Below are 14,574 nucleotides of genomic sequence, written 5' to 3'. Positions count from 1 at the left end.
ACCGGGCAGCGGCCGGGGCGTCGTCGGGATCCGGAGCCGGACCGTCCGGGCCCTCGTGGCCGGCGCGCGGGAATCGTCGTCGCGTCGGCGCCGGGGCGGGTCAGCCGCTCGACGGTGCCGGGGCGCGGCAATGGCCGCGACGACACGCGGCGGACGCGAGGCGTCCCAGATCGACGTGGCGCCGCGAGAAGAGAACCGGAGTCTCGGGCATGCGGGAGAGCGTGTCAGTGGCTCAGGGGGGCGTCAACAGCGCCTCGTGCGGCCGGAGTGCCTGCCGGAAGGGTGGGTGGCCCGGACCGCCCACCGTCCTGTCGCCGCCTCCGGCCCGTCCGACCTGCCCGGATGTGCCGCCGGTGGGGAGCGCGCCGGTCGGCGGGGGCGGGAGGCCGACGGGTCGGCCAGGGGCCGCGGCCCACCGCTGATTTCACCGGGCCGCAATGTTCGGGGTACGGAAACGGCGAGGGGGCTCCCGGCCGCTTCGGCCGGGAGCCCCCTCGCCCCGCTCACTCCTCGACGAACATGCCGTCGCGCAGCTTGTGCAGAATCCGGCTGATCAGCCGGGAGACGTGCATCTGCGAGATGCCGAGCTCCGCGCCGATCTGTGACTGCGTCATCTCCTGGCCGAACCGCATGTCGATGATGCGTCGTTCACGCTCGTCCAGGTCGCCGAGCAACGGAGCCAGCGTGTGCAGGTTCTCCACGGTCTCCATGGCGGGATCCGGGCTGCCCAGCACATCGGCGAACGTGCGCCCTGCCGCGCTGTGCTGTCCCGCGTCGGCCGGAGCGGCCGGCATGTCCAGCGATCCCGCTGTGTAGCCGTTGGCCGCCACGATGCCCTCGGTGACCTCGCCCTCGCTCAGCCCCAGTTGCTCGGCGAGCTCGGGGACGGTGGGGTCCCGGTCGAGCTCGGTGGCCAGAACCTCCTTGGTCTTGGCGATGTCGACGCGCAACTCCTGGAGCCGACGCGGGACATGGACCGACCAGCTGGTGTCACGGAAGAACCGTTTGATCTCCCCGGTGATGTACGGGACCGCGAAGGAGGTGAACTCGACCTCGCGGGACAGGTCGAACCGGTCGATGGCCTTGATCAGCCCGATGGTGCCGACCTGGACGATGTCCTCCATGTCGCCGCTGCCCCGGTTCCTGAACCGGCCGGCGGCGAACCGGACGAGGGAGAGGTTCATCTCGATTAGTGTGTTGCGTGCGTACTGATGGGCGTGCGTGCCCTCTTCCAGGACCTGGAGCCGGTCGAAGAACACCCGGGACAGTTCCCGCGCGTCGGTGGGTGCGACCTTGCCCGCGTCCTCGATCCACGGCAGCTCGCCGAGGTCCGCGGGCGCCGATGAGGAGCCCGTGGCCGGCAGTGCGGAGCCCGCGGGCTCCTCGTGTTCGGCGACAGCGGCCGGGGCCGCGCCGCTGTCGGCCGGTGCCGACCGTGCACTCTCCGCTCGCTCCGCATGGGCAGTCCGCGCGGTGTGCGCCGTCATCTCGTCACGCTCCCCTGGTGGTAGGCCATGAGGTCTAGGCGTCTGCCCCGTCGTAAGGCTCCCATGCACACAAACGGAAGTTGATCAGGTCACAGTGCCTCAATGGCCGGGATGCGACGTGATTCGACGTCATATCCCGGTTGAATCGGGCGTACTGATACGAAGAACCGCCCCACCGGTACGGGGGAGCCCGGTGGGGCGGTCGTCACCAGGGTGCCACAGACACGGGCGCCAGGGGGGTCGGGCGGCGCATATCCGGCGGTAGTTGAGTCAAAATCGACGGTGCTCCGAGCAGGGCCCGGCGGCGACGGCTCAGTCGCGCGGGTATCCGACGACCGTGTGCGTGACCGCGGGCGAGTCCTCGGTGGTGTAGTAGTGGCTGCACTGCGCCGAGAACCGGGCGGTGTCCCCCGCCTCCAGGAGGTACGGGACGTCGTTCACGACGAGTGTCACCTGACCGGACATCACGAGCACGTACTCCACCGAGTCCGTGCCGTGCGAGCTGACCTGGCTCTGGGCGTGCGGGTGCAGCCTGGTCCGGTAGATCTCCATGCGGGCCTGCTCATGGCCGGAGTACAGCAGGTTCACCGAGGTCTCGTCCTCGGGTTCGTCCAGCGAGGCGGCGCGGATGATCTCCGGCTCCAGCAGCGGCTGGCGCAGCAGATCCGTGCAGTTGGTACCCAGCACGTCGGCGATCCGGACCAGCACGTCGACGGTCGGATTGGCTTCGGCCCGCTCTATCTGGGACAGCAGCCCCTTGCTGACGCCGGTCGCCGCCGACAGCTCGCGCAGGCTCCAACCGCGGGCGAGCCGACGGCGGTTGAGGTTCCCGGCCAGGGACACCCGCACACCGAGGGCGCCGGACTCCTGGGCCTGCGGCGGGCGCGCGGTCGCGGGCGCCCCGGCGGCGGCGGCCGGTTCGGACACCGTTCCTCCTCGCTCTCGGTGGTACGCGCAGGTCAGCGGCACACTCTACCCGCGTGGGCGCGGCCCCGTCAGGGGGTGCGGCCGATGTCCGCGGCGCCGGGCAGGGCGTCGAGCATGCGCCGGGTCCACGGGTGCTGCGGCGCGTCCAGGACCTCGGCGGCCACGCCCCGTTCGACGATCCGTCCCCGGTGCATCACGGCCACCAGATCGGCGATCTGCCTCACCACGCCCAGGTCGTGGGTGATGAACAGCACCGCGAAGCCCTCGGTGCGCTGGAGCGTGACGAGCAGGTTGAGCAGCTGGGCCTGGACCGACACATCGAGCGCCGCCACCGCCTCGTCACAGATCAGCAGCCGGGGCCGGGCGGCCAGCGCCCGAGCCAGGGCCACCCGTTGACGCTCACCGCCTGAGAGCGCGGCCGGACGGCGTGAGGCGTACGAGCCGGGCAGCCCGACCTGCGCGAGCAGGGCGTCCACCCCGGACGCGTCACCCCGTCCCCGGCCACCCGCAGCGGCGGCCAGGGCCTCGCGCAGTGTCGCGCCCACGGTGCGGAGCGGGTTGAGCGAGGAGTACGGATCCTGGAAAACGATCTGCACCTGCTCCGCCAGACGCCGCCGGTCCGCCGTTGTGGGGCGGCGCCCCGCAGGCAGCGGGATCCCGCCCACGGACACGGTGCCGCCGTCGAACGTCTCCAGGCCGACCGCGATCCTGGCAAGCGTCGTCTTGCCCGAGCCCGACTCACCGACCAGGGCGACGACCGTGTTCCGCGGAACCGTCAGACTCACGTCGAGCAGGGCGGCGTGGTCCCCGGCCGACGAGCGGAACGTGCGGTCGACGGACGTGGCCACGAGCGCCGCGTCCCGGTCGGGCCGCTCGTCGGCGCTCTCGCCGGGCGCCGTCGCGGGTTCGGCGGTCCTGCGCGCCGCCGGTGCCACGAGCGCGCCGCCGATCTCGGCGATCCGCACACACGCGGACAGCCGGCCCGCACCGTCCGCCGGTGCCCCGGCCTTCTCCGGTGGCAGCAGCAGGACCGGTTCGCTGCGGCACACCTGAGCCGCGTGGGCGCAGCGATCGGCGAACGGGCAGCCCGGCCCCCGGGAGCCCGGCGCGGGCACGGAGCCGGGAATGGCCGGAAGTTCCGCGAACCGCTCGCGCACGGACGGCTCGGAGGCCAGCAGACCAGCGGTGTACGGATGCAGCGGGCCGGACTCAAGCTCCTGCGAGTTGCCGTGCTCCAGCACCTGGCCCGCGTACAGCACGTACACCCGGTCGCAGGCGGAGAACGCGACCCGCAGATCGTGCGTGATGAGGACCAGCCCCATCTGCCGGCTCTGCTGCAGGCCGCGCAGCAGCTCCAGCACGGCGTGCTGGTTGGCGGCGTCCAGGGCGGTCGTCGGTTCGTCCGCGATCAGCAGCTCGGGGTCGCCCGCGAGCGCCGCCGCCGCTGCCACACGCTGTCGCATCCCTCCCGACAACTCGTGCGGATAGCGGTCGGCGACATCGGGGCCGAGCCCGACCTCGGCGAGCCGCCGCTCCACTTCCTTGCGCCGGGCCGCCTTCGCCGCACGCCGGCCCTGTCCGCCGTCGAGGTCGCGGAGACCGTCCGCGATCTGGCGCCCGCAGGTGAGCTGCGGGTGCAGCATGGTGAACGGGTCCTGCATCAGCAGCGTGACGCTCCGGCCGCGCAGCGCGTGGCGGTCGCGCGGCGAAAGGGTGAGGACCTCCCGGCCGTCGATGCGTACGGAGCCTCCCGTCACTCCGGTCCCGGACGGCAGCAGCCCCGCCACCGCTCGCATGGCCAGGGACTTGCCGCTGCCGGACTCGCCGACGATGCCGATGCACTCGCCCCGGCCGACCTCCAGCGAGATGCCGTCCAGGATCGGGACCGGGCCGGCCGGCCCGGCGGTCGCCGCCACCCGCAGACCCTCGACGGCGAGCAGCGGCCGGGCGGCCGGTTCGGCAGGGGTGGTGCGGCTGGCCGCCGTCGCCTGCGCTGTCATCAGGACCTCCCACGGTCGGAGAACGCCTCGAACAGCCGGTCGCCGAGGAGGTTGAGGGCCACGGCCGCCGCGACGATGAGCACGGCCGGCGCGAGGGCGGCGGACGGGTTGTCGTACAGCAGGGTGCGGTTCTCGGAGAGCATCCGGCCCCAGTCCGGGGCGCCCGGCGGCACACCGAGCCCGAGGAAGGACAGAGAGCTCAGTGCGACGATCGCCCCGGCGAAGTTCAGCAGAGTGTTGGCCACCACGACGGGCAGCACATTGGGCCAGATGTGCCGGGTCATCACCGTGAAGCGGGAGAGTCCCAGGGTCTCCGCCGCCTCGACGTACGCGCGGTGCCGCTGCTCCAGCACGGCGGACCGGACCAGCCGGATGTCGGCGGGCGACGTCAGTACGACGAGCACGCCGACAGCCAGCGCGTATCCGCCACCGCCGATGCCGGCGACGACGATCGTCACGAGGAGGGCGGGCAGCGCCAGCAGCAGGTCGGCCCAGCGCCGCACGACGGTGTCGATCCAGCCGCCCCGGTATCCGGCGAGGAGACCGAGAACATTGCCGATGATCATCGACCCGATCGCGACCAGGGCCGCACCGACCAGCGTGCTCCGGGCACCGGCGACCACCATCCGGGCGATGTCGCGGCCGAGTTCGTCGGTGCCGAGCAGATGCCCGCCGCCCGGCATGGCGGCGCCGGTCGTGAGATCCTGCGCGTCCCAGCCCGGCAGGACCAGCTGGCCGACGGCCGCTGCCAGGGCGAGCAGCACCAGCAGAACCGTGCAGCAGACGGTGAGCGGGGAGAACCTGCGGGCGGTTCGGGTCTTCATGCGTTCTCCTCCTCACGGACGCCGGACGGCGCAACCGCAGCGGACTCCTTCGCCAGGGCCGGTGTCCTTGCCGCTGGTGCGGTCCGCAGCTGCGGATCCAGCAGCGGTTGTACGAGATCGGTGACGAGGTTCGCCAGGCAGACCAGGGCGGCTATGAGCAGCGCCTCGGCCTGCACGACGGGCACGTCCCGGAAGGTGACCGAGTCGACGAGGAGGGAGCCCAGCCCGGGCAGCGCGAAGACCTGCTCCACCATGACCGTTCCCGCCAGGAGGTAGGCGAGGATCAGCCCGATGCCGGTGAGGACGGGGACGACGGTGCCGCGCAGCACGTACCGCAGCAGGATGTCCCGCTCCGGCACGCCCCGGGCGCGGGCGAACGTGACGTGTTCCCGGTCCAGTTCCCGGATCACCGCCGCCCGGGTCAGTTTCAGCAGTACGGCGGTGACGGCCAGTCCGAGGGCCAGGGCCGGAAGCACCAGATGCATCAGCCGGTCGGTGCCCCGGCCCTCGCCGGGTCCGTAAGCGGGGAACCAGCCGAGCATCAGCGAGAACACGTAGATGAGCACCAGCCCGCCCGCGAACGCGGGGGTGGACAGCGCCACCACGCCGAGGCTCTGCACCGCGCGGTCGGCGGCGCGCCGGTTGCGCAGGCCCGCCAGGACGCCCAGCGGCACCCCGAGGAGCAGCGCCACGGCGAAGCCCAGTCCGACCAGCTGCCCGGTGAGCGCCAGCCGGTCGCCGAGCGCGGCGGCGACGCTCTCGCCGGTGCGGATCGACGTACCGAGATCGAGCCGGACCGCGTCGCTCAGCCAGTACCAGTACTGCACGGCCATCGGGCTGTCGAGGTGGTAGCGGGCCCGGACGGCGGCCAGCGCCTCGGGGGTGGCGCTGCGCGGGCCCAGCAGCGTCTGGGCCTGGTCGCCGGGTGCGGCCTGGAGCAGGGCGAAGACGGCGACGGACAGGACGACGAGCAGTCCCAGCGTGCCGCCGAGGCGGCGCACCACGAGTCCGGCGGGGAGCGCGGCGCGCAGTCGCGACCGGGTGGTGACCGTCATCGCTCTCCTCCGGCCGGGCCGGCGGAGACCGCGGGGAGGGTGGCAGGACCGGACGGTTCCAGGGGGGTGTCACCGTCCGGTCCTGCCGTGGAAGCCGTGCCGGGGATCGGCTCGGGGGAAGCGTCCCCCGGCACGGCGGTCTGGTGGGCGGCCGCGGGATGCGGCGCCAGGTGGGTGGCGAGCCACTGTTCGACCCGGTCCGCGGCATCGAGGAGATGGCCGCCGTCGGTGAACTCGTGGCCCTCGCCGGGGTACACGTACAGCTCGACGGGCGCGCGGCCCGTCCGCAGCAGTGAGCGGTACAGCTCGTGGGCCTGGCCGACCGGCGTGACCCGGTCCGCCGACCCGTGCACGATGAGCGTCGGTGTGCCGCTGCCGCCGCGGGTGAAGACCGGCGAACGCCGGATCAACTCCTGCGGGGCGTCCGGGTCCCCGATCGCGTACGTCCGGTCGTAGCCGCCGCCGATGTTGCTGGTGTGCGTGAAGCTGAGCCAGTCGGTCGGGGCGGACACGACGACCGCGGCCCGGAACACATCGGTGCGCGCCGCGGCCTGTGCCGCGAGGAACCCGCCGTAGCTGTGGCCCAGGACGGCGGTGCGGTCCGGGTCGGCGAGCCCGGCGTCGACCAGGTGGCGCACGCCGGACAGCACGTCGTCCAGGTCGGCGCCGCCGATGTCGCCGACCACGGCACGGGCGTGTTCGAGCCCTCGGCCGCTGCTGCCGCGGGGGTTGGGCAGCAGTACCAGGTATCCGGCGGCGGCCAGGGCGGGCGCGAGTCCCAGTACGTCGCCCGGCGCGTATCCGGCGGACCAGAGCCAGGCGGGGCCACCGTGCACGAGGACGGCGAGGGGGCGGGGCCCGGTGTTCTCGCCGTCCTCGCCGGCGGAGAGGACGAGCCCCTGCACGGTACGGCCGTCGGGTGCGGACCAGAGAGTCTGTTCGGTACGGACACCCGCGAGCTCGGGGGCCGCCGGTGTGTTGAGCGCGGTGACCGGCGTCCAGTCCCAGGCGCCCGGTCCTTCGGTGCGGGCGACGACGGCCTCGGGGGGACGGCCCGGTGCGTCGAGCACGGTCGCGGCCAGCAGCCCGTCGCCGCTGAGCGACAGCTCGGGCTGGTAGCCGGCCCCGCCGAGGGTCGCCGGCCCCGACCAGCGGGTGCGCTCGGGGTGCCCGGTGTGTCCGACGCGGGAGCCCGTGCCGTCCCAGCCCGCGAACCACAGGGTGCCTGGCGCGGAGTCGTCGAACCGCAGCCAGGTCGCGTCCTCGACGCCGGGCACCACGGAGGTGTCTCCCGTCGTCAGATCGGCCAGGACCGGGCGTCCGGCGACGATGGAGATGCCTTCGCAGACCGCCGCGGACCGGCCGTCCGCGGCGAGCGCGGGGGCGCCCAGCTGCCCCTGGGGCGTGTGGACGGTCCTGGCGGTACGGGCGTCGAGATCGAGGGCGGCGAACCGGGCGCCGTAGTACCCGGCAGGCAGTGTGTCCTCGCAGACCGTCGCGACCGCGGTCGCCCCGCCGCGCCAGGCGACGTTCCACACCGTGAGGCCCGCGGGTCCCACCTCCCGCACGGATCCGTCGGCGAGGCCGACGAGGTGCAGCGAGCGGCGGCCGGTTCCCGGGGCGAAGCGTTCCGGTGCCGGTACGGATCCCAGCCGCACCGGCAGTCCGAGGTGCATGCCGTCACGCTCTGCGCCGTCCGCCGCGCACAGCACCAGCGCCTGGCTTCCGTCGTCGGAGACCAGCAGTTCCTCCACCGCACCGGGTGCCTCCGCGACGGTGCGTACGGTGCCGGAGACCGTGTCCAGCGCCACGATCCGCACCTCTGCCCCGGCCGGGCCCGCGCTCTCGGCGACGTGCAGCAGGGTCCGGGAGTCCGGCAGCCAGCGCGGGCTGTGCCGGTCCGTGGGGGCGTCCTGACCGGCCGGGGCGCGGAGCACGGGCGGCTGGGTGCCGGTGCTCCCGCCGGACAGCTCGGCGGGTACCGGGGCGAGGACCAGCTCGGCCTGCTCGGGACCGGCGGCCGCCACGGCGACCGCGCGGCCGTCCGGGCTGATCCGGGCCTCTACCGGGTGGACCAGGCGCAGCATCGCCTCGCGGACGCGCCGCACGACGGTCGCAGCGGTACTGGGCATGGTTGTCCGTTCCTTGGAGGTGGAGGTGGAGGTGGAGGAAAGGTGGCGGTGGGAGGGTCAGGCAGACTTGCGGATACGGGTCGCCCACGGTCCGATGAACGCGAACGGCCCCTGGTCCAGCAGCACGAACTCCTTGGAGAACGCGGACGCGGTCTGCGCCCACCACAGGGGGAGGTACGGCAGGTCGTTGCCGGCCGTCTGCACGGCCTTCATCAGTTCCCGGGCGCGGACATCCTTGTCCGTGGCGGACTTCGCCGTGTCCAGCGCGGTGTTGACCGTGCTGTTGTCGTAGTGCGCGATGTCCGTCGCGGTGGCCGCCGCGTTGAGGTACGGGTCGGCCAGTTCGGCAGGGTCGCCGGTGACGGGGAAGTACCACAGGAACTGCAGCGGCTGCTTGCCGGAGCCGAGCTCCGCCACCCACTGCTCCAGGGTGATCTCCTTGACGTTCAGTGTGATGCCGATCTTCTTGAGCGAAGAGGCGAGCGCGAGCGCCGCCTTGCCCAGCTGAGGACCGCTGTTGGGGTAGTGCAGTTCGGTCGTGAAGCCGTCCTTCGCCGAGGACTTGGCCAGCTCGGCCCGCGCGGCGTCCAGGTCGAAGGGCAGGGCGGGGATGGCGTCGTAGCCCGAGCGGACCTCGTCCGCCGGCATCAGATCGCCCCACATCTCGCGGGAGGGCAGCGCGTCTGCGACCTCGGCCCGGCCGTGCAGGATGCCCTTCACCATGCCCTCGCGGTCGGCCGCGTGGGCGACGGCGCGGCGGACGTGTACGTCGTCGAACGGCGCCTTGGCGGTGTCGAAGGCCAGCGACACCACGGAGCGGTCGCCGGTGTAGGTGACGCGTGCGCTGGACTCCCAGCCACGGGCCTCGTCCGGTGCGAGGCTCAGGGCGCCGTCCACCGCACCCGACTTCATCGCGACCAGCCGCGTACCCGCGTCGGGGACGAAGGAGAGCTTCAGCTTCCGGACGGCGGGCTTCTCGCCCCACCAGGCGTCGTTGCGTTCCAGCAGTACGTGGTCGTCGGCGGCGAACTCGGTGATCCGGTACGGGCCGGTGCCGAGCAGCAGCGTCTTCGCCGTACCGATTTTGCCCTTGTTCCGGGTGAGGAAGGCACGACTGCTGACGAGGAGTCCGCCGGCGGTCGTCGTCCAGGCGAACATGGCGTCCGGTGCCTTCAGCCGGATGGTGACTTCATGGTCGCCGGTGGACTTCACCGACTCGACGCCCGCGTACGCGTAACCCAGGGCGGAGCCGTTCTTCGGGTCCCGGATCGCGTCGATGGACGCCACCACGTCGTCCGCCGTGAACGGGGTGCCGTCGGTGAACGTGACACCGCGGCGCAGTGTGTACACATACGTCCTGGCGTCGGGCTGCTTCCAGGACGACGCCAGCCCGGGCCCCAGCTTCCCGGACGGATCGACCGCGAGCAGGGACTCCTGGGCCAGCACCGCGACCAGGTAGTTGAGGACGCCGGACTCCCGGCCCACGTCGAGGCTGGAGAGGGAGGAGGGCAGGGCGAGGGTGAGCGTGCTGATCGGCACGTCCGCGCCCTGCGCACCGGTCCCCGAGCCCGCCGCGCTGTCACCGGCGTCCTTCGCGGGAGGAGGCGCACACGCGGCGAGCACACCGGACGCGGCGAGGACGCCCATACCGGCGCCGGCGAGGCGTAGCAGTCGGCGTCGGCTGAGGTTGCCACCCGGTTCCGAGTTCATCGGGAACCACCCATCTCACTTTGTCCACTGTTACTGCCCAACTGGGCGTGGACAGTAGCCGAATGGCTTTGGGGGCGTCAAAGGGTCCCTAATGAGCGTCCAAGGGGTGGACATTCGGCTGGTATTAATGCCGATAAATAGGGCGAATGACGCACCTCGTTCTCGATGGGCGGATGGGCGGATGGGCGGTGGAGCGGAGGGGTCGGTCGGGCCGGTCGGGCGGTTGTCCGGGCAGGACCGGGCACGGGCCGGGCGCCGGTGTCCCGGACAGTGCCGAAATCCACGTGCGTACGGCCGGTGGTGCTGTCACGCTGCGCCCGTGAACCGTGATCAGCTCTCCGCCATTGCACATGCCGGCCATCCGATCAAGGCACCGCTCGACGACGACTCGGTGAGACAGCTCCTGGACCACGCCGTCCCGCACGGCGACGCGAGGGCGCTCGATCTGGGCTGCGGGGGAGGGGAATGGCTGCTGCGCGCCCTGGCCGGTCACCAGGGACTGCGGGCCGAGGGTGTCGACATCTCCCAAGGCGCCCTGCGGCAGGCTGCCGAGGCGGCGGACCGCCTCGGTGTGCGCGAGCGCCTCGTACTGTACGAGCGGGACGGGGCCGAGTTCTCCTCCGCGCAGCCGTTCGACCTCGTCCTCAGCGTCGGGGCCGCGCACGTGTTCGGCGGCCTGCTGCCGACGCTGGCGGCGGCCCGCAAGCACCTGGCACCGGGCGGCCGCGTGCTGATCGGGGACGGCTTCTGGGAACGCGAGCCGTCACCGGAGGCCGTCGCGACGCTCGGGGACTTCGCCGACCTGGCGACCACCCTGGACCGGGTCGCCGCCGACGGATGGACGCCCGTGCACGGACACATCAGCTCGAGAGGCGAACTGGACGCCTACGAGTGGGCCTGCTGGGGCTCGCTGGCCGCCTGGGCCCTGGACCATTCGGCCGACCCGGACAGCGCGGAGGTGCTCGAAACCGCGGCGACCCGCCGCACCGAGTGGCTGCGCGGCTACCGCGAGAGCTGGGGCTTCGTGACCCTGGTGCTGCGCCGGACACCCGGCTGACCTCCGACGGGGTCTCCGGGGCACCCGGCCGTCGCCGCTGCGTTGCGGGCCGGTGAACGCTCCCGTCCGCGGGGAATACGTGTGCCGCGACCGGACTTCCTCCTGCTGGGGCAACCGGCACGGGTGCCCGTGCCATGAACGGAGAGAGCCGATGTCCAAGGCGTACGTGTTCACCCGCAACGGCGGGCCGGAGGTGGAGGCCCTCGTCGACCGGGACAGGCCGGTGCCCGGCCCCGGGGAACTCCTCGTCGCCGTCCGGGCGGCCGGGGTCAACCCGGTGGACTGGAAACTGCGCACGGGGTACAGCAGGCCCGGCAGTGAGCCGCAGCCGTTTCCCACCGCCTTCGGCAGCGAGGCCGCGGGCGTCGTCGAGGCGGTCGGCCCGGGAGCGGAGGGCTTCGCGGTCGGGGACGAGGTCTTTGGAAACCCGGTGGCCGGGGGGTACGCCGAGCACACCCTGCTGCCCGTCACCGTGACCGCCCACAAGCCGGCCGGGCTCTCGTTCACCGACGCGGCCGTGCTGCCGGTCGCGGCGGCCACCGCGTACGACGGAGTGCACCAGCTCGGCCTCGCCCCGGGTGCCACGCTCCTGGTCACCGGAGCCGGGGGCGGTGTGGGAACCGCCGCCGTCCAGATCGCACGGCACGCGGGCGTTCATGTCATCGGTGCGGCAAGCGCGGCCAAGAAGGACTTCGTCGAGTCGCTCGGCGCGGTGCACGTCGCATCCGGGGCCGGACTCGCCGACCGGGTGCGGGCGGCGGCGCCCGACGGGATCGACGCGGTCTTCGACCTGGTGGGCGGCGACACGCTGCGCGAGGCGGCCACGCTGCTCGCCGACCCCGCCGCGCTGGTCAGCGCCGGCGGCAAGCAGCTCGCGGCCGAGCTCGGCGGGGCGCCCGTCGAACGGGCCCGCACCGCAGCGGTGCTCGACGCCGTGGCGGACCTCGTCGTCGAGGGCGTCCTGCGCACGTACGTCACCCGGACCGTCCCGCTCGCCGGGGCGGGCGAGGCGCTGCGCGCGGTGGAGGACGGCCACGCCCTCGGGAAGTCCGTGATCGAGGTGACGGCATGAGCGGCCCCGGAATCCCCACCGACGGTGTGCACCCCCTCGACGACCCGGTGGGTGCCGCGCTGAGGGGGCCGCACGCCCACCTCGCCGAGCGCCGCGGCCGCATCCTGCGCTATCCGCCGGAGGTCACTCCCTGGGTCGCCCTGCCGGACAGGCCTGAGGCCGCTGACTGGGCCGATGCCGCCGCGCTCGCCGGACCCGGTGGCGCCGTCACGATCACCGCCTTCCGCGAGCCGCCGCCGGACGACTGGGAGGTCGTCTTCCACGCCGAGGGCGTGCAGCTCGTCGACGTGGGGGTCGATGCGGCCCCGTATCCGGAGGCCGTCCGGCTCGGCCCCGCCGATGTGCCGGAGATGCTGGACCTGGTCGCACGCACCCGGCCCGGCCCCTTCGAGGCACGCACGGTCGAGCTCGGCACCTACCTCGGTGTACGGCGTGACGGGGTGCTCGTCGCCATGGCCGGCGAGCGCATGCACCCACCCGGCTGGAGCGAGATCAGCGCGGTCTGCACGGACGAGTCGGTCCGGGGGCAGGGGCTCGCGGGTGGGCTGGTGCGCGCCGTCGCCCACGAGATCCGGGAACGCGGCGAGACTCCGTTCCTGCACGCGGCCGCCTCCAACACCAACGCCGTCCGGCTCTATGAATCACTGGGCTTCGCGCTCCGCCGCCGTACGCCGTTCCTCTCGGCGATCATTCCTGAGGACCCGCCGATACGGGTGCCCGGCACCGTGCGGGGCGACGTCCGTGAGGCAGCCACCCGCTGACCGCGGGGCCCGGGACTCCGGGCCGGCGCCGACCTGGCCGGGGGAGGTCCCGGGCCGGCGCCTCCGGCCCGGACGGCGGGCCCGAGCCACCTGCCGGCGCTGTTTCCGGGACCTTCGGCGCGGTGTGTGAGGCCGTAAGCCTCGTGTGCCGCCTGCCGCGACTCGGGTGCACTGGTACGGAACGCCGGCGTCGGGCCGGCAGGCCCCGGGAGGAGACGGCTGTGACGATCGGGCTCCAGCACCTGTCGACGACGCGTGGAGCAACGCTCACGGGTACGGAGGCGGGCGAGGCGGCCGTCAGGGCGCCCAGAGTTGGAAACCGGGCGCTGTTCGGCGGTCTGGCTCTGCTGACCGCGATGATCGTCCTCCTCGACATGGGGTCCGGCGACGAACTGCGCATCGTGCCGCTGCTCGTCGTCGTGCCCGCACTCGTCTCGGTCTTCGCGACGATCCGGCAGACCGTGGGTGTGGCCTCCTGGATCATGGTGGTGGCCGTCACCTCGCGGCTGGTGACCGGTGGGACGTTCTGGGACATCACCAGCAGCGTCGTCTTCACGGTGCTCGCCTGTTTCCTCGGCGTCGGCGCGTGCGCGCTGCGTATCCGCCATGCCACCGAGATTGCGCGGCTGCGCTCCGCCGCCGTCGCGCTCCAGCGTCAGATCCTGCGCCCGCTGCCCATCGTGACCGACCAGGTCGTCGCCGACGGCACCTACGCGCCGATCGAGGAGGACCGCCTGGTCGGCGGTGACATCTACGAGGTCGTCCAGTCGCCCTACGGAACCCGGGTGATCATCGGTGACGTCCAGGGCAAGGGCCTCCCCGCGATCGGAGCGGGCTTCGCCGTCCTCGGTGCGTTCCGTGAGGCCGCCATCCGTGAGCCCTCCCTGACCGGGGTCGTCGACGCACTGGAGGACGCGGTGGCCCGGCACAACGCCTTCTCCGCCCAGACCGGTGAGATCGAGCGCTTCGTCACCGCGCTGGTGCTCGGCTTCGACGGCGACGGGCGTGTCCAGGCCGTCAACTGCGGCCATCTCGCACCCCACCTGCTGCACGAGAACGTGGCCCGCCCCGTCCCGCTGCGCCGTACGTCGGTTCCGCTGGGCCTGGCGGAGCTCAGCAGCGAGGCGCGTGTCACCGAACGGCTGGACTTCCCTGCCGGAGCGACGCTGCTGATGTTCACCGACGGAGTGACCGAGGCCCGTGACGCCGCCGGAACCTTCTATCCGCTGGACACGCGGCTGGGCCGCTTGGCGCAGCTGGCCCCCCGGGAGCTGCTCGACGCACTCCATCGCGACCTGGAGGAGTTCTCCGGCGGTGTGCGACGCGACGACATCGCCGTGCTCGCCGTGCGGCGGACACCGTCGGGCGCCTCCTGCGGGCCCACACCGGCGGGCCATGGCGCGAAGCGGGCCGCGGAGGCGTTCAGCGGGCGGTAGCGGCCATGCCCCTCACCGCAGGCGTACCCTGCGCCACCCGCGCCGCGGCGGACCACGTATGTCCCAGCGAGACTTTTGTCGCGCCGGGACATTTTTGGGTGTACGGTGCAGTT

At 73.0% G+C, this 14,574-nt stretch carries 12 protein-coding genes; 4 read left to right on the top strand and 8 right to left on the bottom strand.

The features are described 5' to 3' along the window. Positions 1–100 precede the first annotated feature (100 nt). From ABT025_RS04465 to ABT025_RS04430, 8 genes are all read right to left on the bottom strand, one after another. On the bottom strand, positions 101–211 hold the full coding sequence (locus tag ABT025_RS04465) for a putative leader peptide (protein WP_350989725.1): 111 nt from the start codon (positions 209–211) through the stop codon (positions 101–103). Between the two features lie 292 nt (positions 212–503). Next, positions 504–1,487 (bottom strand): RNA polymerase sigma factor SigF, encoded by a 984-nt coding sequence (locus tag ABT025_RS04460; RefSeq protein WP_350989723.1) that lies wholly within the window; start codon positions 1,485–1,487, stop codon positions 504–506. A gap of 312 nt (positions 1,488–1,799) precedes the next feature. Further along, positions 1,800–2,414 carry a helix-turn-helix domain-containing protein gene (locus ABT025_RS04455; protein WP_350989721.1) on the bottom strand — a complete coding sequence of 205 codons (615 nt, stop codon included), beginning with the start codon at positions 2,412–2,414 and terminating at the stop codon, positions 1,800–1,802. Positions 2,415–2,482: 68 nt separating this feature from the next. Continuing rightward, positions 2,483–4,414 carry an ABC transporter ATP-binding protein gene (locus ABT025_RS04450; RefSeq protein ID WP_350989719.1) on the bottom strand — a complete coding sequence of 644 codons (1,932 nt, stop codon included), beginning with the start codon at positions 4,412–4,414 and terminating at the stop codon, positions 2,483–2,485. After that, a complete protein-coding gene (locus ABT025_RS04445; RefSeq protein ID WP_350989717.1) occupies positions 4,414–5,238 on the bottom strand; it encodes an ABC transporter permease in 825 nt (274 codons plus the stop codon). Before ABT025_RS04445 ends, ABT025_RS04450 begins: the two co-directional genes overlap by 1 nt. Beyond that, positions 5,235–6,293, bottom strand: coding sequence for an ABC transporter permease (locus ABT025_RS04440; protein ID WP_350989715.1), 1,059 nt, complete (start codon positions 6,291–6,293; stop codon positions 5,235–5,237). The genes ABT025_RS04445 and ABT025_RS04440 overlap by 4 nt, the downstream gene beginning before the upstream one ends. Beyond that, positions 6,290–8,425, bottom strand: a complete 2,136-nt coding sequence (locus tag ABT025_RS04435; RefSeq protein ID WP_350989713.1) for an alpha/beta hydrolase family protein — start codon at positions 8,423–8,425, stop codon at positions 6,290–6,292. Before ABT025_RS04435 ends, ABT025_RS04440 begins: the two co-directional genes overlap by 4 nt. A gap of 57 nt (positions 8,426–8,482) precedes the next feature. Next, positions 8,483–10,135, bottom strand: coding sequence for an ABC transporter substrate-binding protein (locus tag ABT025_RS04430; protein ID WP_350989711.1), 1,653 nt, complete (start codon positions 10,133–10,135; stop codon positions 8,483–8,485). A 319-nt stretch (positions 10,136–10,454) separates the two neighbouring features. Between ABT025_RS04430 and ABT025_RS04425 the strand changes: the two genes are divergently transcribed. The 4 genes from ABT025_RS04425 to ABT025_RS04410 all read left to right on the top strand — a co-directional run bounded on the left by ABT025_RS04425 (position 10,455) and on the right by ABT025_RS04410 (position 14,461). Continuing rightward, the gene (locus ABT025_RS04425; protein ID WP_350989709.1) at positions 10,455–11,192 is read left to right on the top strand and encodes an SAM-dependent methyltransferase; all 738 of its coding nucleotides are present in this window, start codon (positions 10,455–10,457) and stop codon (positions 11,190–11,192) included. Positions 11,193–11,343: 151 nt separating this feature from the next. Next, complete coding sequence (locus ABT025_RS04420) at positions 11,344–12,264, top strand: NADP-dependent oxidoreductase (RefSeq protein WP_350989707.1); 921 nt, start codon at positions 11,344–11,346, stop codon at positions 12,262–12,264. Next, on the top strand, positions 12,261–13,025 hold the full coding sequence (locus tag ABT025_RS04415; RefSeq protein WP_350989706.1) for a GNAT family N-acetyltransferase: 765 nt from the start codon (positions 12,261–12,263) through the stop codon (positions 13,023–13,025). The genes ABT025_RS04420 and ABT025_RS04415 overlap by 4 nt, the downstream gene beginning before the upstream one ends. 221 nt (positions 13,026–13,246) lie before the next feature. After that, entirely contained in the window at positions 13,247–14,461 is a 1,215-nt protein-coding gene (locus ABT025_RS04410; RefSeq protein WP_350989705.1) for a PP2C family protein-serine/threonine phosphatase, read from the top strand. Positions 14,462–14,574: the final 113 nt, after the last annotated feature.

Origin of the sequence: Streptomyces sp. NPDC002809 (genome assembly GCF_040295435.1) — a bacterium.
In the GTDB taxonomy this organism is placed as follows: Bacteria; Actinomycetota; Actinomycetes; order Streptomycetales; family Streptomycetaceae; genus Streptomyces.
This window is presented reverse-complemented; position numbering and strand designations above follow the sequence as displayed.

Bases quoted from the DNA above. Each gene is read 5' to 3' on its own strand.
- ABT025_RS04465 (WP_350989725.1), bottom strand. From the start codon at position 211: ATGCCCGAGACTCCGGTTCTCTTCTCGCGGCGCCACGTCGATCTGGGA.
- ABT025_RS04430 (WP_350989711.1), bottom strand. From the start codon at position 10,135: ATGAACTCGGAACCGGGTGGCAACCTCAGCCGACGCCGACTGCTACGC.
- ABT025_RS04445 (WP_350989717.1), bottom strand. From the start codon at position 5,238: ATGAAGACCCGAACCGCCCGCAGGTTCTCCCCGCTCACCGTCTGCTGC.
- ABT025_RS04450 (WP_350989719.1), bottom strand. From the start codon at position 4,414: ATGACAGCGCAGGCGACGGCGGCCAGCCGCACCACCCCTGCCGAACCG.
- ABT025_RS04460 (WP_350989723.1), bottom strand. From the start codon at position 1,487: ATGACGGCGCACACCGCGCGGACTGCCCATGCGGAGCGAGCGGAGAGT.
- ABT025_RS04420 (WP_350989707.1), top strand. From the start codon at position 11,344: ATGTCCAAGGCGTACGTGTTCACCCGCAACGGCGGGCCGGAGGTGGAG.
- ABT025_RS04415 (WP_350989706.1), top strand. From the start codon at position 12,261: ATGAGCGGCCCCGGAATCCCCACCGACGGTGTGCACCCCCTCGACGAC.
- ABT025_RS04440 (WP_350989715.1), bottom strand. From the start codon at position 6,293: ATGACGGTCACCACCCGGTCGCGACTGCGCGCCGCGCTCCCCGCCGGA.
- ABT025_RS04435 (WP_350989713.1), bottom strand. From the start codon at position 8,425: ATGCCCAGTACCGCTGCGACCGTCGTGCGGCGCGTCCGCGAGGCGATG.